This is a genomic window from Zoogloea sp., from assembly GCF_041908905.1.
Lineage (GTDB): Bacteria > Pseudomonadota > Gammaproteobacteria > Burkholderiales > Rhodocyclaceae > Zoogloea.
On the sequence record NZ_JAYREK010000024.1, the window covers coordinates 1 to 18,842 of the forward strand.

The following is an 18,842-nucleotide window of genomic DNA, read 5'->3' on the forward strand; positions in this document are numbered from 1 at the left end:
GCGTCGGCTAACGCCGCGCGCTCGCACCAATGACGTGTCGGTCATCTCGGCACTGCCGTTCACCTTGTAACGCATCGTCGTTTCTTCAGGGACACCTGGCCCGTGCGCGGGGTTGGGGTGCTCAGAGGGCTTTCCAGAACAGGTAGTCCGCCTGGTAGCCGACCGTCGCACGCTGGCCGCGGTTGGCGGTGCCGCACTCGGCCGCCGGCGCCACGCCGCCCTTCAGCGCGACGCGCTGGATGTAGGTCACGCCGCTCAGGGCGCCGCTGCCGGTGGCCGGGTTGGCCTTGACCAGCTGGTAGGGCAGATTGCCGGCGCCGGACGGCGCGACGGCCAGCTGGGTGGCGGTCAGCCTGGAGCCGTCGAGGGCTTCCCAGGTGGCGGGGGGGCCGTAGTAGCGGCCGACGGTCTTGCCGGCGCGATCCTTCAGCTCGGCCTTCGGGCCGACGAACACCCACTCGGTCTGCCCCGGCGCGGCGGCCTTGTCGCGGCACTCGTAGGTGATCTCGCCGCCGACGGTGGTGGTCTCCCAGGCCAGGCGGTTGCCGGCGGGCACCTTGATGGGGTCGGGCAGGCTGTCCTGGCTGACGGGCGCCGGCGCGGGGCCCATGCTGGAACAGGCGGCCAAGAGGCCGGTGGCGGCGATCAGGGACAGGCGGGCGGCGATGGGGGTGAGGGTGGCTTGCATGATATTTCTCCAGTCGGGATCGGGGGTTGGGAAGCGACGCTTTCTTGCGCCGTCTCTTCCACTACCCGCCAGCCCCGCATCTGGATGCACCCCACCGAAAATATTTTTTCGGTCAGTCGTAGCGCCGGATGTCGTCGATCACCTTGCCGTCGTTGGCGAGGCTGCCGAGGGCGCAGAAATGCACCTCGGCGCGCAGCTTGGTGAGCTCGCGGACCGAGCCGGCGACCGCCTCGGCGAGGCCCGCCGGGGGCGCCGCCACCTCGCAGTGGAGGGTCATGCGGTCGGTGTGGTCGGGGTTGTCCACCACCAGCCGGCCGCGGCCGAGTTCCGGGTGACGCTTGAGCACGGCAACCACCTGCCCCGGGTGCACGAACATCCCGCGCACCTTGGTGGTCTGGTCGGCCCGCCCGAGCCAGCCGCGGATGCGCGTGTTGGTGCGCCCGCAGGGCGACAGCCCGGGCAGCACCGCCGACAGGTCGCCGGTGCCGAAGCGGATCAGCGGATAGTCGGGGTTGAAGGTGGTCACCACCACCTCCCCCACCTCGCCGGGGGCCACCGGGTCGCCGGTGCCAGGGCGGACGATCTCGAGCAGCACGTCCTCGTCGAGCACCATGCCCTCCAGGGCCGGCGTCTCGAAGGCGATCAGGCCGATGTCGGCGGTGGCGTAGGCCTGGTAGGCCTGGATGCCGGCGGCGGCGAGGGCCTCGCGCTGGCTGGGCGGAAAGGCCTCGCCCGAGACGAAGGCCTTCTTCAGGCTGTCGAGGCGCAGGCCGGCCTCGGCTGCCTTGTCGAGCAGGATGCGCAGGAAGGACGGGGTGCCGGCGTAGGCGTCGGGGCGCAGGTCGAGCATCGCCGCCAGCTGCTGCTCGGTCTGTCCCACCCCGGCCGGAAAGACCGTGCAACCCAGCGCGTGGGCCGCCGTCTCCATCATCGAGCCGGCCGGCGTGAAGTGGTACGAGAAGGTGTTGTGCACCAGGTCGCCGGCCCGGAAGCCCGCCGCGTGGAAGGCCCGCGCCAGGCGCCAGTAATCCCGGCGCGCGCCCTCCGGTTCGTAGATCGGCCCGGGCGACGCGAACACCCGCGCACAGCCCGTGCCCCAGCCGGTGGCCGCAAAGCCGCCGAAGGGCCGCGCCGCCTTCTGCCGCTCGAGGAGATCGGACTTGCGCAGCACCGGCAGCCGGGCCAGCGCCTCGCGGCTGGTGACGGCGGCCGGGTCCACATCCTGCAGCAGCGCCGCGAAGGCCGGAGCATGGGCCTTGGCGTGGGCGACCTGCCGCGGCAGCCGGGCCAGCAGCTCCTGCTCCCGGACAGCGGGGTCGCGGGTTTCACGGGCGTCGTAGTATTTCATGGTGTCTCCGCAGTACGTGGGGGCGCTTTGCGCGGGGCTTCTTTGTGCCGGAGAGCGGCGGGTTTCAATTGGGTGGCGTTCCGTTGGCACGGGTTAATTACGGTTCGCTGACGGAGACCAGCAACCAAGCGGCTGCACAAACGCAGGCACAGCCCCACCCCTACGACAACCACCTCTTCCTTCGCCGGTAATGCTTTACCTCCCGGAAGCTCTTCCGCCCCTCCGACGACAGCCCGAGGTAGAACTCCTTCACGTCCTCGTTGGTGCGCAGGTCGGCGGCCTCGCCTTCCATCACGACGCGGCCGTTCTCGAGGATGTAGCCGAAGTCGGCATAGCGCAGCGCGACCATGGTGTTCTGCTCGGCCAGCAGGAAGCTCACGTTTTCCTTGCTGTTGAGGTCCTTCACGATCTCGAAGATCTCCTCGACGATCTGCGGGGCGAGGCCCATCGACGGCTCGTCGAGCAGGATCATCTCGGGCTTGGCCATCAGGGCGCGGCCGATGGCGCACATCTGCTGCTCGCCGCCCGACGTGTAGCCGGCCTGGGAGGTGCGCCGCGTCTTGAGGCGCGGAAAGTAGGCGTACACCTTCTCGAGGCTCTCGCGGAGCTCGGCGCGGCTCTGGCTGCGGGTGTAGGCGCCGGTGAGGAGGTTCTCCTCGATGGACAGGTGGCCGAAGCAGTGGCGCCCCTCCATCACCTGGATCACGCCCTTCTTCACGAGGTCGGCCGGCGTGAGCTGGTCGATGCGCTGCCCCTTGAACTCGACGCTGCCCTTGGTCACGTCCCCCCGCTCGGCCCGCAGCAGGTTGGAGATCGACTTGAGGGTGGTGCTCTTGCCCGCGCCGTTGGCGCCGAGCAGCGCGACGATCTTGCCCTGGGGCACCTGGAGCGAGACGCCCTTGAGCACGAGGATCACGTGGTCGTAAATGACCTCGATGTTGTTGATGCTGAGGTAAGACATGGCGTCGGCCATCCTCCTGTACGGGGCGGCGTGGGCCGCCCTCGATCATTCTGGTTCGCTGCGGGTCGGGTCAGCCCGAGGGCGTCACCCGACCTACGGAACTTTGCCGCTCGTCAGCTCTCCTTCGAGCAGTCACGCGGCTTGATGCCCTTTTCCTTGGCGTAGGCGGCGGCGGACTCCTCGATCATGCCGCGCACCAGCGGACGGTCGGAGTCGACCCAGTCGGTGATGACCTTCCACTGGGCGCCGTCCCACTGCTGGAACTTCACCTTGCCCGGGCCTTCGTGGTCGGCGCAGCTGAGCTTCAGCGGCGGCATGAAGCCGGTGGCGCCGAGGGCCTTCAGGCGGGCCTCGTCGAGGTTGAGGTTCTCGAAGCCCCAGCGCACCTGCTCGCCGGTGAGGGCCTTGCCCTTGCCGTACTTCTCCTGGGCCTTGCGGATCGCCTCGACGGTGATGATCCCGTGCACCACGCCGCGGTTGTAATACACCGAGCCGACCCGGGTCTTGTCTTCCATGTTGCCCTTGTTCTTGCCGTACACGTGCTTCTTGATGTCGGCCACCACCGGGTAGTTGGCGCCGGCCACGTTGAAGCCGGCGGCAATGAAGCCCTTCGCGGCGGGGCCGGCCGGAATGGTGTCCTCCTCGGCGCCGGACCACCACACGCCGATCAGCTTCTCGCGCGGGAAGCCGGTCTTGGCGGCGGCCTTGATGGCGGTCGGGTTCATCACGCCCCAGCCCCACAGCACCACGTAGTCGGGCTTGGCCTGGCGGATCTGCAGCCACTGGGACTGCTGCTCGTTGCCCGGGTGGGCCACGGCGATCTTGATGACCTCGAAGCCGTGCTTGGCGGCCAGCTTGTCCATGATCGCGTGGGACTCCTTGCCGTAGGCGGAGTCGTGGTAGAGCAGGCCGATCTTCTTGCCCTTCAGCTTGTCCATCCCGCCTTCCTTCTGGCCCATGAAGTTCACGATGGCCGAGGCCTGGGACCAGTAGGTGGTGATCATCGGGAAGACCCACGGGAAGACGCGCCCGTCGGCGGCGTCGGTGCGGCCGTAGCCGATGGTGACCATCGGGATCTTGTCCTGCACCACCTTGTCGAGCACCGAGTAGGTGATGCCGGTGGACACCGGCTGGAACACCGTGTTGCCGGTGCTGCCCTTCTTCTTGAGGCGCTCGTAGCACTCGACGCCGCGGGCGTTGTTGTATTCGGTCTCACACTCTTCCCAGGTGAGCTTGACGCCGTTGATGCCGCCGTCACGCTCGTTGATGAGCTGCATGTAGTCGATCCAGCCGCCGAACAGCCCCGAACCACCCGAGGCGTAGGGGCCGACCCGATAGCTCGGCAGGCCGATGAACTGTTCGTCGGCGCTCGCCACGGCGCTGCCCAGCAGCCCGGCAACGGCAGCACCCAGCAGAACGGTGTGCTTGAGTTTCATGGTGTGTCTCCTCTTTTTTGGTTTGGGTGCTACGACGAAAACGGTTTTCCAGACGTGCGTGACGGAAGCGGCATGAACGTCAATGGGGGAAGGGCCACAGGCGCAGCTTCTCCTTGGCGATCTGCCACAGCCGGGCGAGGCCGTGGGGCTCGACGATCAGGAAGAAGATGATCAGGCCGCCGAAGATGATGAGCTGGAAGTTGGACACGAAGCCCGCCCCCAGCGCATCGCCGAAGAGGGCCGGCACCACGTTGTCCAGCAGGATCGGCAGCAGCACGATGAAGGCCGCGCCGAGGAAGGACCCCATGATCGAGCCGACCCCGCCGATGATGATCATGAACAGGATCTTGAAGGACAGATCCAGGTTGAAGCCCTCGGGCTCGACGGTGCCGATGTAGGTGTAGGCATACAGCGCGCCCGCCACGCCGCAGTAGAAGCTGCTCACCGCGAAGGCCAGCAGCTTGGTGCGCATCAGCCGGAAGCCGATCACCTGGGCCGCCACGTCCATGTCGCGCACCGCCATCCAGGCCCGGCCGGTGGAGGAGCGCACCATGTTCTTGGCCAGCAGGGCCATCACGGTGACGATCAGGAAGGTGAGCACGTACTTGGCCTCGGGCGAGGCGAAGGTGTAGCCGAGGATGGTCACATCCTGGGCGGTCACCACGCCGGACGACGAGTTGTTGGAGAACCACGGAAACTTCACCAGCGCCCACACGATGAAGAACTGGGCCGCCAGGGTCGCCACCGCCAGGTAGAAGCCCTTGATGCGCAGGCTGGGCAGGCCGAACAGGATGCCCACCGCCGCGGCGGTGAGGCCGGCCAGCACCAGCGCCACCAGGAAGGGCATGCCGTCGATGCGCAGCATGAAGTTGTAGGCGGCGAAGGCTCCCACCGCCATGAAGGCCGCCGAGCCCAGCGACAGCTGGCCGGCGTAGCCGGTGAGGATGTTGAGGCCCAGCGCCGCCAGCGAGAAGATCAGCACCGGGATCAGGATCGCCTTCAGCCAGTATTCGTTGGTGAGGAGGGGCACGGCGACACCGAAGACCAGCATCAGCAGCCAGAACCCGATGCGGTCCTGGCGGATCGGGAAGATGCGGCTATCTTCGGCATAACTGGCCTTGAACTGGCCGGCTTCACGGTAAAACATCGTTGTTGCTCCTTATTCACGGGGCAGCGCAAGGCATGGGGGCCGGGAAAGCACTGCGCCCCCGCCCCACGCCTCGCCCAGCAATCTCACACGCGGTCGATGTGCTTCTCGCCGAACAAGCCTTCCGGCCGCACCAGCAGGAAGGCCAGCGCCAGCATGTAGGGGAACCAGCCTTCGATGCCGCCGCCCACCATCGGGCCCACATAGACCTCGGCCAGCTTCTCGGAGGCGCCGATGATCAGGCCGCCGACGATCGCCCCCGGCACCGAGGTGAAGCCGCCCAGGATCAGCACCGGCAACGCCTTGAGGGCGGTGAAGGTGAGGGCGAACTGCACGCCGTTGCGGGCGCCCCAGATCATCCCGGCCACCAGCGCGACGAAGCCCGCCACCGCCCACACCACGCGCCAGATCGTCTGCAGCGGGATGCCGATCGACAGGGCCGCTTGGTGGTCGTCCGCCACCGCCCGCAGGGCGCGGCCGACCTTGGTGTATTGGAAGAGCAGCGCCAGCAGGGCCACCAGCGAGGCCGCCACGCCGGCGGCGAAGAGGTCGAACTTGGAGACGCCGATCTCGTAGTTGTCCATCAGCCAGGCGATCGGCTCATCGACGATGCCCAGGTCGAGGCCGCGCACGTTGGCGCCCCACACCATCTGGGCCAGGCCCTCGACCAGGTAGGTGAGGCCGATGGTGGCCATGAAGAGGGTGATGTGGGGCTGGTTGACCAGCGGCCGCAGCACGATGCGCTCGGTGGCGATGCCCAGCAGCACCATCGCCACGAAGGCCAGCAGAAAGGCCAGCCAGAACACCGCGCTCCCGCCGGCCTCCAGCCCGAGCCAGCCGGGCAGCACCTCCTGGAAACCGACGAAGGTGAGCGCCGCGAAGAACACCATCGCCCCCTGGGCGAAGTTGAACACCCCGGACGCCTTGTAGATCAGCACGAAACCCAGCGCCACCAGCGCATACATCACGCCGGACAGCAGGCCGCCGATCAGAACCTCGATGAAGAATTGCATGGTCTGCCCCCGCCCTTAATGGGATGTCCCGAGATAAGCCTTGATGACCTCGGGGTTGTTCTTGACTTCGTCCGGCTCCCCGTCGCCGATCTTCTTGCCGTAGTCGAGCACCACCACCCGGTCGGAGATGTCCATCACCACGCCCATGTCGTGCTCGATCAGCACGATGGTGGTGCCGTAGTGGTCATTCACGTCGAGGATGAAGCGGCACATGTCCTGCTTCTCCTCCACGTTCATGCCCGCCATCGGCTCGTCGAGGAGCAGGATGTGGGGCTCGGCGGCCAGCGCGCGGGCCAGCTCGACCCGCTTCTGCAGGCCGTAGGGCAGGCGCCCGACCGGGGTCTTGCGGATGTCCTGGATCTCGAGGAACTCGATGACCTCCTCCACCTTGATGCGGTGGGCAATTTCTTCCTTCTGCGCGGCGCCCCAGTAGAGGGCGTGCTGCAGGAAGTTGCACTTCATCTTGAGGTTGCGCCCGGTCATGATGTTGTCGAGCACCGTCATGCCCTTGAACAGCGCGATGTTCTGGAAGGTGCGGGCGATGCCCTGCTCGGCCGCCTCGTGGGGCTCCATCTTCTTGCGCAGCGCGCCCTTGAAGTAGATCTGCCCTTCCTGCGGGTGATACACGCCGTTGATCACGTTGAGCATCGAGCTCTTGCCGGCGCCGTTGGGGCCGATGATGGAGCGGATCTCGTGCTCCTTCACGTTGAAGCTGATGTCGGTGAGTGCCTTCACGCCGCCGAAGCGCAGCGAGATGTTCTGGAGGTCGACGATCACGTCGCCGATCTGTCTGGCCATGGTGTCGGTCTCCTCAGGCGGCCTTCCGCGCGGGCGGGAAGGTCTTGGCGTCGGCGATGGTGAGCTCGGCGGACACCTTGTTGGTGCGGCCATCCTCGTAGGTCACCTGGGTCTCGATGTACTGGCTGGTCTTGCCGCCATACAGGGCGTCGATCAGCACCGCGTACTTCTCGGCGACGAAATTGCGGCGCACCTTGCGGGTGCGGGTGAGCTCGCCGTCGTCGGCGTCGAGTTCCTTGTGCAGCACCAGGAAACGCTTGATCTGGGATTCACTCATGTTGGGGTCGGCGGCGAGGTCGGCATTGACCTGCTCGATGCACTCACGGATCAGCTCGTACACCTGGGGCTGGCTGGCCAGGTCGGTATAGCCCGAGTAGGCCATGCCACGGCGCTCGGCCCAGTTGCCGACGGCTTCGAGGTCGATGTTCACGAAGGCGGTGACGTAGTCGCGCTGGTTGCCGAAGCACACCACCTCCTTGATGTGCTGGAAGAACTTGAGCTTGTTCTCGATGTAGTTGGGGGCAAACATGCCGCCGCCGGTGAGCTTGCCCACGTCCTTGGCCCGGTCGATGATCTTGAGGTGGCCGTCGGCGTCGAAGTAGCCCGCGTCGCCGGTCATGAAGTAGCCCTCGGCGTTGATCGACTCGGCGGTGGCGTCGGGGCGCTTGTAATAGGCCTTCAGCAGCATCGGGCCACGCACCAGGATCTCGCCGTTGTCGGCCAGCTTGACCTCCACGTTGGGCGCCGGGGTGCCCACCGAGTCGAGCTTGATCTGGCCGTCGGGCTGCAGGCACACGTAGGCGCAGGTCTCGGTCTGGCCGTAGAGCTGCTTGAGGTTGATGCCGATCGAGCGGTAGAAGCGGAACAGGTCGGGCCCGATCGCCGCGCCGGCGGTGTAGGCCACCCGCACCCGGCTGAGGCCGAGCACGTTCTTCAGCGGGCCGTAGATGAACAGCTTGCCCAGCCAGTACTGCAGGCGGTCGCCACCCGAGACGTCCTTGCCGTCGAGGATGTCGGCGCCGCAGCGCCTGGCCACGTCCATGAAGTGCTGGAACAGCCGGCGCTTGAGGCTGCTGGCGTCCTCCATGCGGATCATCACCTGGGTGAGCAGGTTCTCGAACACCCGCGGCGGCGCGAAGTAGTAGGTGGGCCCGATCTCCCGCAGGTCGTTCATCACCGTGTCGCCCGACTCCGGGCAGTTGATGGTGAAGCCCGCCACCAGCGCCTGGGCGTAGGAGAACAGGTGATCGCCGACCCAGGCCATCGGCAGGTAAGAGAGGATGTCCTCCTGGTCGGAGAGCTTGTCAAAGCTGCAGCCGCCCCGCGCCGCGGCGATGAAGGCCGCGTGGCTCTGGCAGACGCCCTTCGGCTTGCCGGTGGTGCCGGAGGTGTACAGCATCACCGAGACGTCGTCGGGGCTGCCCTTGTCGATCTCCCGGTCGATGAACCCGGGGTTGGCCCGGGCGTGGGCGGCGCCCCGCTCCAGCACCGCGTCGAGGCTGTGCAGGAAGGGCTGATCGTAGTGGCGCAGGCCGCGGGCGTCGTCGTAGATCACGTGCTCGAGGTGCGGCAGGCCGCCGTGGATCTCGAGCATCTTGTCCACCTGCTCCTGGTCCTCGACGCAGGCGAAGCGGATCTCCGCGTCCTGCATCACGTAGGACATCTCCTGGGCCACGGCGTCCTGGTACATCATCACCGGGATGCCGCCCAGGCACTGGCAGGCGGCCACCGACCAATACAGGCGCGGCCGGTTGTCCCCCACCACGGCCAGCCGGTCGCCGCGGCGGAAGCCCAGCTCGGCCAGGCCACCGGCGATCGCGCGGACCTTCTCGGCCACTTCGGCCCAGCTATAGGTCTGCCAGATGCCGTAGGCTTTTTCGCGCATCGCCGGCCGTGTCGGCCGCTGGCGGGCGTGCTGCATCAGCAGCCGCGGAAAGGTATCCAGGCTCGCGGCATCCGCGGCGCTTCCTCGGGCGTCGGCCATCCCACTCCTCCTCCGGTTGTCTCTCGGTCGCGCCTCCGCGGCTTCTGCCGATGGGCGCCGGAAGGGGCGCTACGGTGTCCGCGGATGATCGCTTGTCAGGAGGCCAGTCTCGCAAACCATGTTTGCGCAACTGTTTTTCAAATGTACGGAATTGTGATGGCCTGAACGGCGGGGACAAGGACGCGGCGAATTCCGTGAAAGAGCGGGAAAACGCCAGGAGAATGAAGCCCCTGCGTCAGCAGCGCACGGGACGACGGCGGGCGGGAATCGCCCCGTGAATCCCCCCATGCCGCCGCAACGGCACCGGGTGGTAAGGCGGGTCAGCCGTCCTTGCGCCACATGTAGCGGTAGATGAAGCCGGGAAAGGCCGCGACGAGGATCAGGCAGATGCAGATCACGTAGAACTCCCAGCCCTGGGGATAGGGCGCGCCGTGCAGGCGCCCCTCGGCCAGGCGGGCGGCGAGGAGGCTGGCGCCATACAGCAGCGCGAGCTCGACGAAACGCAGGAAGAGACTCTTGGGCCCCTTCAGCGGCAGCGCGAACAGGAAACGCTCGCTGACGAAGAACGCATTGGCGACCAGCAGCAGAGCGATGAGGACGACGACGAAACCAAGACTCACGTGAGCAACCCCGAAACCCCGCGCCACAGCGGATGGCGCGATCAACATGCCTGTGCCCGGCGGGCCGGGCCGCCGGCCCTGGGCAAACACACAGCTTGCCCCCGATGGGCAGGCCCGTCACGATACGCGACTCGCGCAGGCTCGCCAACTCGTCCCCCGCTGCGCCGCGCCGCGGCCGGCCCCCGCCCCATGTCCTTCGACCGCCCCCTCCCCCCGACCACCACCGAACGCGGCATCCGCGTGGCCCTGATCTTCGCCCTCGCCGCCGAGCGGCTCAGCGTGTTCTACGAGCACGGCAAGTGGCTCACCGACGCCCAGGCGGCCAGCCTCGCCGCCGACTGGCTGGCCCGCTCGAAGCGCCAGCTGCCGGTCGAGGCGCGACGCCGGCTGGCGGCCCTCAGCGACCAACTGGCCCGCCAGGTGGAAGGCTCGGTGTCGCGGGAGGCGGGGCTCTTCATCAGCCACGAGATGAACGAGGCCCTCGACCCGAACCACCAGTCGGAGCTGGCCCAGTCGCTGATGGCCGAGTGCGAGCGCCTGCTCGACACGCCCGACGCCGCAGACGCGCCCTGAGGCCTCAGCGCTTGCTCCCCACCAGCAGCACGCCGGCGATCACCAGCGCCCCGCCGACCAGCTGGTAGACGCCGATCGGCTCGGCGAGGATCAGCCAGCCCAGGAAGAGCGTGACCACCGGGCCGAGGGTGCCGATCAGCGACACCGGGCCGGCGCCCAGGCGGCGGATCGCCTCGGAGACCATCCACACCGGCAGCACCGTCGAGAACAGCGCCATCGCCACCGCCAGCCCCATCACCGGCGCGGGCTGGACGAGCAGGCCGAGGGGTCGCGTCGCCGCAAAGTGGACCAGGCACAGCACGCAGGCGATGGTGCTGGCCGCGGCCGTCACCCGGGCCGCCCCCAGCCGCCCGACGGCCTGCCCGTTGCCCATCAGGTAGAGCGCGTAGGAGACGGCGCTGCCGAAGACCAGCGCCCCGCCCAGCCACACCTCGTGGGCGTCGCCGCCCAGGTCGAGGTCATGGGCCACCGCGAGGGCGATGCCGGCATAGCACAGGGCGATCGACCCCGCCGCCCGGCGGGTGATCGGCTTGCCCAGGAACAGCGCCGAGAACAGCACCACCAGGGTCGGGTAGGCGAACAGGATCAGCCGCTCCAGCGCCGCCGAGATGTATTGCAGGCCAAGGAAATCCAGGTAGCTCGCCAGGTAGTAGCCGGTGACGCCGAGGCCCAGCATCAGCCCCCAGTCGCGCCCGGTCAGCGGCACCGGCTGGCGCCGCCGCCGGTCGGCCCAGCCGAGGGCCAGGAAGAAAGGCAGCGAGAGCCCCATGCGCAGGGCCAGCAGCGTCACCGCGTCCACGCCGTAAGGATAGGCCAGCTTGATCAGGATGGCCTTGAAGGAGAAGCCCACCGCGCCGAGAACGGCGAAGGTGAGCCCGAGACGGTTGCCGGACTGGCTCATGGCGATACGCAGGAGGGAAGAAGGACGGGAGGGGCAGCCCGGAGTTTAGCCCGTCCGCCCGGCGCCGGTGTCGGCGACGGTGGCCGCGACGGGCGCCTTGCAGGGCAGCTCGATGGTGAAGCGGGTGCCCTCGCCCGGCCGGCTGTCGACGGCGATGCTGCCGCCGAGCACCTGAACCACCAGGTTGTGGGCGATGTGCAGGCCGAGCCCGGTGCCGCCGCGGCCCATGCGGGTGGTGACGAAGGGGTCGAAGATCCGTGGCAACAGATCGGGCGGGATGCCGCAGCCGTTGTCGGACACCCGGATGCCGACCCGCCCCGGCGCCAGCACCTCGGCCCCGATGACGATGCGCCGGTCGCTGCGCCCCTCGAAGGCGTGGGCCACGGCATTCGAGACCATGTTGGTGAGCACCTGACCGAGGGGCCCCGGATAGCTGTCGAAGAAGAGGTCGCGGGGCACCTTCACGTCGATCTCCACCTCGCTGCGCTTGAGGAGCGGGCGCAGGGTGAGGACGATCTCGCCGGTCACCTCGTGGAGCGCAAAGCTGCGCCGCTGGGAGCTGGCCTGGTCGGCCGCCACCTGCTTGAAACTCGACACCAGCTCGGCGGCCCGGGCCAGGTTGCGGGCGGCGATGTCGGTGCCGGTGGTCATCGTCTCGAGCAGCTGGTTGAGCATCGAGCGCCGCAGGCCCTGCTCGCTCTGCAGGCGGAAGGTGGCGATGGCGCCGCGCAGCGAGGACACCGCCATCACCCCGTTGCCCAGGGGCGTGTTCAGCTCGTGGGCGATGCCCGCCACCATCGAACCGAGCGAGGCGAGCTTCTCGGCCCGCACCAGCTCGTCGAGGGTCAGCTGGAGCCGCTGGACGGTGGACGACAGCTCGGCGTTGGCCTGGTTGAGTTCGTCGGTGCGTCGCTGCACACGCTGCTCCAGCTCGGCATTGAGCTCGGGGATTTCCTGCTCGATGCGGCGCTGCGCGGTGATGTCGGCCACGACCCAGATGGTACGCGGCTGGCCGATGATGGACAGGCTGCGGGCGCTGAGGGCAGCCAGGAAGCGGCGGCCGTCGCCGCGGTTGAGCCAGGCCTCGACCTGGGCCCGCCCCTCGCGCTCGAGGGTGGCGTGGGCGCGGCGTAGCTCAGGGCCTCGGCCAAGCCGCCCGCCCCTCGCGCTCGAGGGTGGCGTACAGCCCGGCGCGGGCCTCGGGGTCCCCCCACAGGCCGGGCTGCGGCCCGGCCTTGCCGATCAGTTCGTCCACGGGGTGGCCCAGCAGCTGGCCGACCGCCTGGTTGGCCTTGACGAAGGCGTAATCGGCCCGGGGATCGAGCAGCGCGATCCCCACCGGCGAGGCGTCGAAGATGGCCTGCAGCTCCTGCTCCCGGGCCCGCAGCACCGACGACATGCGCGAGAGGTCGGCCGACAGGTCATTGAGCTCGACGCTGTGCAGCTGCGGCCACTCGCCCGGCGGCTCGCCGTCCGCCACCTGGCGGGCCCGCTCGGTGATGATGCCGATCGGGCGCGCCACGCCGGTCGCCCACACCGGCGCCAGCAGCAGGCCGAGCACCAGCGAACCGACCAGCGCCGCGATGCCCAGGTCGAGGGTCGAGGCGATGCGCGGGTTCTCGATGCCGCTGGGGGTGCGCACGAGGAAGAACCAGTCGAGCTGCTTCGAGTGGGCCATCGTCGCGTCGAACTCATGGCCTTCGAGCCGCAGGGTACCCACCGGCAGGTCCACCTCGAGGGCCCGCCGGAAGATCTCCTCGCCGACCAGGTTGAGGGTGCCGACCCGGGCCGGGCTGTCGCTGTCCGCCAGCACCTCGCCCCGCCGGTCGAGGACGGACACCCTCAGCATGCCGCGCCCGCTGGCGGTCCACAGGGTCTTGAGGATGTAGTCGAGGGGCACCTCGCCGACGAGCACGCTCTTGCCGGCGACGACCCCGACCCCCACCATCACCGCGCCGCTGACCGGCGAGATGTACTTGTCGCTCCAGGCCGCGTCGCGGCGGCGGCTGACCCGAAGGAACAGGGGGTCGTGGGACAGATCGTTGCCGATGACCTCCTCGCGCCGGCCCCGCCCCGCCGCCGGCGTCACCGCCGCCCGCACGATGGCGCCGTCGGGGCCCACCTGATACACCGCGGCAAAGGCCCCGCCCTCGGCCACTGCCCGCTGGAGCGCCACCTGCACGTCGGCCCCCGGGTTGTCGGCCAGCAGCGCGCCGAGCAGCTCGAGCTGGGTCTGCAGCGTGCCGAGGATCAGCTCGCTGCGGCGCGCCAGCTCGGCCGCCTCGACCTGCAGGCCGGCGCGGGTTTCACTGGAGATCTGCGGAACCCGGACGAGGAACAGCAGCGCCCCGATGACCAGGAAACTGACCACCGAGCTGACGCACAACAGCAAGATCAGCCAGGAGCGGAGGTGCCATTGGCGGGCGCCGGCCATCACTCGCGGACGAAACGTCCGTCCTTCACCATCATGAAGTGGGCGACCCGGCTGGCGTCCCCGTTGGCATCGAAGCGGACCTCCTGCTGCAGCCCTTCGTAGGGCCCGAAGCGGATCAGCGCGTCCTTCACCTTCACGCCCCGCTCCCGCCGGGCCAGGGCCGTCAGCACGGCGATGCCCGCATCGTAGGCGAGCACGCTGCCGAAGGCCGGCGGCTTGCCGAAGCGCTGCCGGTAGGCCTGCTCGAAGGCCCGGTAGCGGGGAGAGTCGTCCTCCTGGTTGTAGTTCTGGAGGAGCATCATGCCCTCCACCGCCCGGCCGCCGAGCACGATCAGCTGGGAGGTGCCGCCCCATTCGGCGACGATCATCGGCATGCCGGGCCGGAGCTTGTGCACCTGCTGGGCCAGCCGGGCCGAATCCACCGCGTTGGCGATGAAGAGCAGGCCGTCCGGCCGCCCGGCCAGCAGCTCGTGCACGACGGGTTCGTAGCTGGGGGCGCTGGAGTCGAAGAAGGGGGCAGCCAGCACCCTGCCGCCGACGGCCTCGTAGGCGCGCCGGAACTCGGCCAGCCAGCTCGCGGAGAAAGCCTGGTTGTCGTGATTGACCGCCACCGCGATGCGCCGGATGCCGCGGGCGAAGTAGTGCTCCGCGTAATTGCGCCCGTTGTCGCGGGTGGTGGCGTTGATGCGGAACAGGTGGTCGTCCTGGCCGTAGAACTTGACCGCCGAGGCGGTCGGCGAGACCAGCAGCACCCCCGCCGCCTCGGTCACCGGCATGATTGCGTCGATGCTGGCGCTGGTCATCGGCCCGACGATCACCTCGACCCCGGCCGCCACAAGCTCCTCGGCCGAGCGCCGGGCGGTGTCGGCGCTGGCGCCGATGTCGCGGACGATGATCTCCACGGGGCGGCCGCCGAAGCGGCCCTGCTCGCGGAACTCGTCGGCCACCATCATCATTGCGTTGCGGCCGGCCTCGCCGAGGTCAGCCGAGCGGCCGGTGAGTTCGGCGATGAAACCGACGCGCACCGGCTCCGGCGCCCCGCAGGCCGCCAGGAGCAGCGCGACACCCGCGACGAGCAGACGAGCAGCCTTCATGGCGCGTCCTGGCGGGCCCGCAGCCAGGCCACAAAGGCCTCCTCGGGCATCGGCCGGGCGTAGTGGTAGCCCTGGGCCTCGGCACAACCGAGGGCCGCCACCTCGGCGGCGACGGCCTCGTTCTCGACCCCTTCGGCGAGCACCTTGAGCCCCAGCTCCCGGCCCAGCACGATGATCGTCCGCGCGATGCGCCCGCCAGCCGTGCCGCTCGCAAGGGAGCGCATGAAGCTGCGGTCGATCTTCAGGCGGTCGGCAGGCAGGCGCTCGAGGTAGGACAGCGACGAGTAGCCGGTGCCGAAATCATCGATGGCCACCGTGATCCCCATCGCCCGCAGGTTGCCGAGCAGCTCCACCGCCGACTCGAGCCCGCCGACGGCGATCGACTCGGTGACCTCCAGCTCCAGCCCGTCGGCCGCCACCCCGGTCTCGGCGAGCGCCTCCTGGACCTGGGCCAGGAAATCCGCCTGTCTCAGCTGGATCGGCGACACATTGACGGCCATCCGTAGCCGTGGGAAGCCCTGGGCCCGGAAACGCTGCAGGGCCAGCAGCGCAATCTGCAGCAGCCAGTTGCCCATCCCGACGATCAGCCCGGACTGCTCGGCGATCGGGATGAAGCAGTTGGGGGAGATCTCGGTGGCGTCGTCCCGCGCCCAGCGCAGCAACGCCTCGACGCCGACCACCCGCCCGGTGGCGAGATCGACCTGGGGCTGATAGACGAGGAACAGCCGCGCCTGGTCGAAGGCCAGCCGCAGGTCGCGCAGCAGCTGCGCCCGCTCCCGTGCCTCGCTGCCCAGCTCGCGGGAATACACGACCGTCTGGCCGAGCCCCTGGGCCTTGGCCCGCTTGAGGGCCAGGTAGCGGTCCTTGAGGTATTCGATGCCGGAGCGATGATCGCCGGTCAGCCGCACGCCCCCCGCGCACACCGACACCGGGTGACGCACCTCCTCGATCACGAAGGGCTCGCGGAAGCAGGCCTGGATGTTGGGGCCATCGACGACCGCCGCATCCCCCAGCACCGCGAAGGCGTCGCCCGCCAGCCGGGCCAGGAAGACCTCGCCCGGCAGCGCCCCGGCCAGGCGCTGGGCGGTCTGGCGCAGCAGGGCGTCGCCGTAGTCGTGGCCAAGCACGTCGTTGGCGGAGGCGAACTGGTCCACATCGACGATCGCCAGGGCTCCGCCGGGCCCACCGGCGCGCAGGCGGGCGTTGAGCTCGCAGACCAGCGCGGTGCGGTTGGGCAGGCCCATCTGGCGATCGATGAAGGCGTCCCGGCGCAGCTCGGACACCAGATCGACGTTCTTGGCGCACAGGGCGATATTGGTGCAGAAGACCTCGAGCAGCTCCCGGTCCACCTCGCGGATCGGCTTGGCCGAGTCGATGAAGGCCGCGAAGCCTTCGTCATCGCTCTTGCGGAAATACAGGGCCATGCTGCGCGGGTGCACCGCGCTGCTGCGGTCGCGCAGGGCGGCGACCAGCTGGGAGGCGATCCACGGATCGTCGAGCTCCGACAGGCGCTGCTGGATCAGGTGGCTGAAATGCCCCGCCGCGGCGATCACCCGGTATTCCCGCGGCGCGTCGCCGCGGCTGTCCTCGGCGGCGGCGCACACCAGCCCCTCGGGCTCGACGCCCAGCAGGCCGGCGATCTGGGTGATGACACCCTCGGCGAAGGCCTGCAGGCCCTGGTCGGCGATGAACTGGTTGCTCGCCGCGACGATCTTCTCGAGGCCGCGCCGGTTGGCATCGAGCCTGAGCAACTGGTCGTAGGAGCGGATCGCCGCCGTCAACGACGCAAACAGCTTCTCCTGGGTCAGCTCGCTTTTCGTCTTGTAGTCGTTGATGTCGTAACGGGCGATCGTCTCGCACTCGGGGGCGTGGCCGGGCTGCCCGGTGCGCAGGATGATGCGCGTGTTGAGGAGCTTGAGGTCGCTGCGGATGATGTCCACGAGGCGCAGCCCGGCATCCTCGCTCTCCATCACCACGTCGAGCAGGATCACCGCGATGTTGCCCTCGCTGCGCAGGATCTCCAGCGCCTCCCTGCCGGACATGGCGTGCAGCAGCGCCAGGGGGCGGCCGAGGATGCGGAGGCCGGCCATGGCAAAGCGGCTGGTCTCGTGCACGTCGGCGTCGTCATCGACGACGAGGATCCGCCACGGCGGGGCAAAGTCGGCCGACGGACCGGCGACCTCGTCCTCTTCATCCTGAAAGACGAGCGGATCGTCCGACATGCTCATCGTTGCACCCCCATCCCGCCGGTCTCCCCTGGTTCATGCGCACCCGCCGCGGGAGGGCGCCCACCCCCGATGCGTCAGGGAGCAATCAGCTCCACGACGGGATATCCAGAGAGAAGATATCGGATCGCCTGCCCCAAGCTTTAGGACAAACGGCGACGCCGGCCAGGCTCAGTGCCGATGCTCCATGGGCGCGGGCGCGGTCAGCTCGCGGACCTCCGCCTTCACCTCGACGGCCTCCACCTTCTTGTCCTTGCCTTCCACCTTCAGGGTGATCGGCACGATCTCGCCCTTGGCGAGGGGCTTGTTCAAATCGATCAGCATCACGTGGTAGCTGCCCGGCTTCAACTCGAGCGCCTTGCCGGCCGCCACCTCGAGCCTGGGCACGGGCCGCATCTTCATCACGTTGTTGTCCATCACCATCTCGTGGATCTCGACGACCTTCGCGGCGGGGCTCGCGACCCCCACCAGGCTGACGCCCCCCTTGCTGCTGAGCTGCATGAAGGCGCCGGTGGCCTTCTGGGCCGGGACGGTGCCGCGCACCCACGGGTTGGCCACCTCCAGGTCGGCCGCCGCCACGGCTCCGGCCGACAGCAGGCCGGCCAGCACCACGCCGAGGGACTTGATGGAAACGTTCATGATCGGATCTCCTTGATTGACGTGATCCGACTTTAACGCGCCGGGCCTTCCGCGTCTGGACAGCGTGCAGGAATGCGACCATTTGCCGCAGCGCCAGGCACCGGCAGGCGCAGCGTCCAGGACCGACCTGCTGCGTCGGGAAAATTTACACAAAGATCACAAACGATAAATTCGACAAACACAAGGGCTTGTTTTTATTAAAAAAACAAATTCGGCACAAAAAGTGCTAACAAAGGTCATTTGGTAATTTTGAAAAATCCGACCCCATGATCAAGAAAGCACTCCTCAGCGCCGGGCTTTGCCTCAGTGCCCTCTCGGCCACCGCAGCCAGCGTGGATGGACAGATCCACGCCGTTTACGACCACACGGGCAGCCAGATCGGCAGCACCGTCGACCATATCCGCTTCACCGTCGACACCGCCGGAACTGTCAAAATCGACATCCTGTCCTGGGAAAGCGACCCCCTGAGCGGCGCCCCCATCGACCTGAACGGCGATGGCGAAATCACCTTCCTGGACACCTACATCTACCTGTTCCGGGACGATGGCAGCCTCGACAGCTCGGACTACATCGCCCACAACGACGACAGCGACCACACCTACGGCGACGGCTCGATCTGGAGCACCGACTCCTACCTCGAGCAGAACCTGGCCGCCGGCAACTACCTGCTGGCGATCGGCGCCTACGCGCTGGGCCTCAACGAGGCGATGCAGCGCGAGAACCAGGACACCTTCTACCCGCTCCGTTGCGACATCACCAGCACCGACTGCCTGCAGAGCGCGACGGCCTCGGAGCACGGCGCCTATCGCGTCAATTTCAGCCAGAACGTGAGTGTGAGCGGCAAGATCCCGGAGCCCGCGCCCCTGGGCCTCCTCGGCCTGGCCGGCATCGCCGGCTTCGCGCTGCGCGGCCGCAGGAAGCCCTGACCCCCCGGCCACTTCCGGCAAGCCACAACGGCGACTGCGGTCGCCGTTTTTCATG

General features: G+C 68.4%; 17 protein-coding genes. 2 read left to right on the plus strand and 15 right to left on the minus strand.

Annotated elements, in window-relative coordinates:
* Nucleotides 1-121 precede the first annotated feature (121 nt).
* The 9 genes from ACE3OU_RS12905 to ACE3OU_RS12945 form a co-directional block, all read right to left on the minus strand.
* Nucleotides 122-688, minus strand: coding sequence for a DUF3455 domain-containing protein (locus tag ACE3OU_RS12905; protein ID WP_374241965.1), 567 nt, complete (start codon nucleotides 686-688; stop codon nucleotides 122-124).
* 112 nt (nucleotides 689-800) lie between these two features.
* Nucleotides 801-2,036 (minus strand): phenylacetate--CoA ligase family protein, encoded by a 1,236-nt coding sequence (locus ACE3OU_RS12910; RefSeq protein WP_374241966.1) that lies wholly within the window; start codon nucleotides 2,034-2,036, stop codon nucleotides 801-803.
* A gap of 160 nt (nucleotides 2,037-2,196) precedes the next feature.
* Nucleotides 2,197-2,997, minus strand: a complete 801-nt coding sequence (locus ACE3OU_RS12915; protein WP_374241967.1) for an ABC transporter ATP-binding protein — start codon at nucleotides 2,995-2,997, stop codon at nucleotides 2,197-2,199.
* A 113-nt stretch (nucleotides 2,998-3,110) separates the two neighbouring features.
* Entirely contained in the window at nucleotides 3,111-4,433 is a 1,323-nt protein-coding gene (locus ACE3OU_RS12920) for an ABC transporter substrate-binding protein (protein ID WP_374241968.1), read from the minus strand.
* Between the two features lie 79 nt (nucleotides 4,434-4,512).
* Nucleotides 4,513-5,580, minus strand: coding sequence for a branched-chain amino acid ABC transporter permease (locus ACE3OU_RS12925; protein ID WP_374241969.1), 1,068 nt, complete (start codon nucleotides 5,578-5,580; stop codon nucleotides 4,513-4,515).
* Nucleotides 5,581-5,666: 86 nt separating this feature from the next.
* The gene (locus ACE3OU_RS12930; protein WP_374241970.1) at nucleotides 5,667-6,593 is read right to left on the minus strand and encodes a branched-chain amino acid ABC transporter permease; all 927 of its coding nucleotides are present in this window, start codon (nucleotides 6,591-6,593) and stop codon (nucleotides 5,667-5,669) included.
* Between the two features lie 15 nt (nucleotides 6,594-6,608).
* Complete coding sequence (locus ACE3OU_RS12935) at nucleotides 6,609-7,391, minus strand: ABC transporter ATP-binding protein (protein WP_374241971.1); 783 nt, start codon at nucleotides 7,389-7,391, stop codon at nucleotides 6,609-6,611.
* A 13-nt stretch (nucleotides 7,392-7,404) separates the two neighbouring features.
* The gene (locus ACE3OU_RS12940; RefSeq protein ID WP_374241972.1) at nucleotides 7,405-9,375 is read right to left on the minus strand and encodes a long-chain fatty acid--CoA ligase; all 1,971 of its coding nucleotides are present in this window, start codon (nucleotides 9,373-9,375) and stop codon (nucleotides 7,405-7,407) included.
* Nucleotides 9,376-9,695: 320 nt separating this feature from the next.
* A complete protein-coding gene (locus ACE3OU_RS12945) occupies nucleotides 9,696-9,995 on the minus strand; it encodes a DUF2818 family protein (protein ID WP_374241973.1) in 300 nt (99 codons plus the stop codon).
* A gap of 189 nt (nucleotides 9,996-10,184) precedes the next feature.
* On the opposite strand from ACE3OU_RS12945, the gene ACE3OU_RS12950 reads away from it, so the two are divergent.
* Nucleotides 10,185-10,568 (plus strand): hypothetical protein, encoded by a 384-nt coding sequence (locus ACE3OU_RS12950; protein WP_374241974.1) that lies wholly within the window; start codon nucleotides 10,185-10,187, stop codon nucleotides 10,566-10,568.
* Between the two features lie 4 nt (nucleotides 10,569-10,572).
* On the opposite strand, the gene ACE3OU_RS12955 is transcribed toward ACE3OU_RS12950, so the two are convergent.
* The 6 genes from ACE3OU_RS12955 to ACE3OU_RS12980 all read right to left on the minus strand — a co-directional run bounded on the left by ACE3OU_RS12955 (nucleotide 10,573) and on the right by ACE3OU_RS12980 (nucleotide 17,861).
* On the minus strand, nucleotides 10,573-11,469 hold the full coding sequence (locus ACE3OU_RS12955) for a DMT family transporter (protein ID WP_374241975.1): 897 nt from the start codon (nucleotides 11,467-11,469) through the stop codon (nucleotides 10,573-10,575).
* Nucleotides 11,470-11,514: 45 nt separating this feature from the next.
* A complete protein-coding gene (locus ACE3OU_RS12960; RefSeq protein WP_374241976.1) occupies nucleotides 11,515-12,459 on the minus strand; it encodes a sensor histidine kinase in 945 nt (314 codons plus the stop codon).
* Nucleotides 12,460-12,604: 145 nt separating this feature from the next.
* Nucleotides 12,605-13,903: a PAS domain-containing protein gene (locus ACE3OU_RS12965; RefSeq protein WP_374241977.1), complete on the minus strand. Its 1,299-nt coding sequence runs from the start codon at nucleotides 13,901-13,903 to the stop codon at nucleotides 12,605-12,607.
* Entirely contained in the window at nucleotides 13,903-14,997 is a 1,095-nt protein-coding gene (locus ACE3OU_RS12970) for an ABC transporter substrate-binding protein (protein WP_374241978.1), read from the minus strand. The genes ACE3OU_RS12965 and ACE3OU_RS12970 overlap by 1 nt, the downstream gene beginning before the upstream one ends.
* Entirely contained in the window at nucleotides 14,994-17,219 is a 2,226-nt protein-coding gene (locus tag ACE3OU_RS12975; protein ID WP_374241979.1) for an EAL domain-containing protein, read from the minus strand. The genes ACE3OU_RS12970 and ACE3OU_RS12975 overlap by 4 nt, the downstream gene beginning before the upstream one ends.
* A gap of 174 nt (nucleotides 17,220-17,393) precedes the next feature.
* Complete coding sequence (locus ACE3OU_RS12980) at nucleotides 17,394-17,861, minus strand: copper chaperone PCu(A)C (RefSeq protein WP_374241980.1); 468 nt, start codon at nucleotides 17,859-17,861, stop codon at nucleotides 17,394-17,396.
* 266 nt (nucleotides 17,862-18,127) lie between these two features.
* Between ACE3OU_RS12980 and ACE3OU_RS12985 the strand changes: the two genes are divergently transcribed.
* Nucleotides 18,128-18,787: a DVUA0089 family protein gene (locus ACE3OU_RS12985; protein WP_374241981.1), complete on the plus strand. Its 660-nt coding sequence runs from the start codon at nucleotides 18,128-18,130 to the stop codon at nucleotides 18,785-18,787.
* Nucleotides 18,788-18,842: the final 55 nt, after the last annotated feature.

Coding starts and splice junctions, on each gene's coding strand:
- ACE3OU_RS12915 (WP_374241967.1), bottom strand. CDS start 2,997: ATGTCTTACCTCAGCATCAACAACATCGAGGTCATTTACGACCACGTG.
- ACE3OU_RS12975 (WP_374241979.1), bottom strand. CDS start 17,219: ATGTCGGACGATCCGCTCGTCTTTCAGGATGAAGAGGACGAGGTCGCC.
- ACE3OU_RS12920 (WP_374241968.1), bottom strand. CDS start 4,433: ATGAAACTCAAGCACACCGTTCTGCTGGGTGCTGCCGTTGCCGGGCTG.
- ACE3OU_RS12970 (WP_374241978.1), bottom strand. CDS start 14,997: ATGAAGGCTGCTCGTCTGCTCGTCGCGGGTGTCGCGCTGCTCCTGGCG.
- ACE3OU_RS12985 (WP_374241981.1), top strand. CDS start 18,128: ATGATCAAGAAAGCACTCCTCAGCGCCGGGCTTTGCCTCAGTGCCCTC.
- ACE3OU_RS12925 (WP_374241969.1), bottom strand. CDS start 5,580: ATGTTTTACCGTGAAGCCGGCCAGTTCAAGGCCAGTTATGCCGAAGAT.
- ACE3OU_RS12965 (WP_374241977.1), bottom strand. CDS start 13,903: ATGGCCGGCGCCCGCCAATGGCACCTCCGCTCCTGGCTGATCTTGCTG.
- ACE3OU_RS12910 (WP_374241966.1), bottom strand. CDS start 2,036: ATGAAATACTACGACGCCCGTGAAACCCGCGACCCCGCTGTCCGGGAG.
- ACE3OU_RS12955 (WP_374241975.1), bottom strand. CDS start 11,469: ATGAGCCAGTCCGGCAACCGTCTCGGGCTCACCTTCGCCGTTCTCGGC.
- ACE3OU_RS12905 (WP_374241965.1), bottom strand. CDS start 688: ATGCAAGCCACCCTCACCCCCATCGCCGCCCGCCTGTCCCTGATCGCC.
- ACE3OU_RS12950 (WP_374241974.1), top strand. CDS start 10,185: ATGTCCTTCGACCGCCCCCTCCCCCCGACCACCACCGAACGCGGCATC.
- ACE3OU_RS12930 (WP_374241970.1), bottom strand. CDS start 6,593: ATGCAATTCTTCATCGAGGTTCTGATCGGCGGCCTGCTGTCCGGCGTG.
- ACE3OU_RS12940 (WP_374241972.1), bottom strand. CDS start 9,375: ATGGCCGACGCCCGAGGAAGCGCCGCGGATGCCGCGAGCCTGGATACC.
- ACE3OU_RS12980 (WP_374241980.1), bottom strand. CDS start 17,861: ATGAACGTTTCCATCAAGTCCCTCGGCGTGGTGCTGGCCGGCCTGCTG.
- ACE3OU_RS12935 (WP_374241971.1), bottom strand. CDS start 7,391: ATGGCCAGACAGATCGGCGACGTGATCGTCGACCTCCAGAACATCTCG.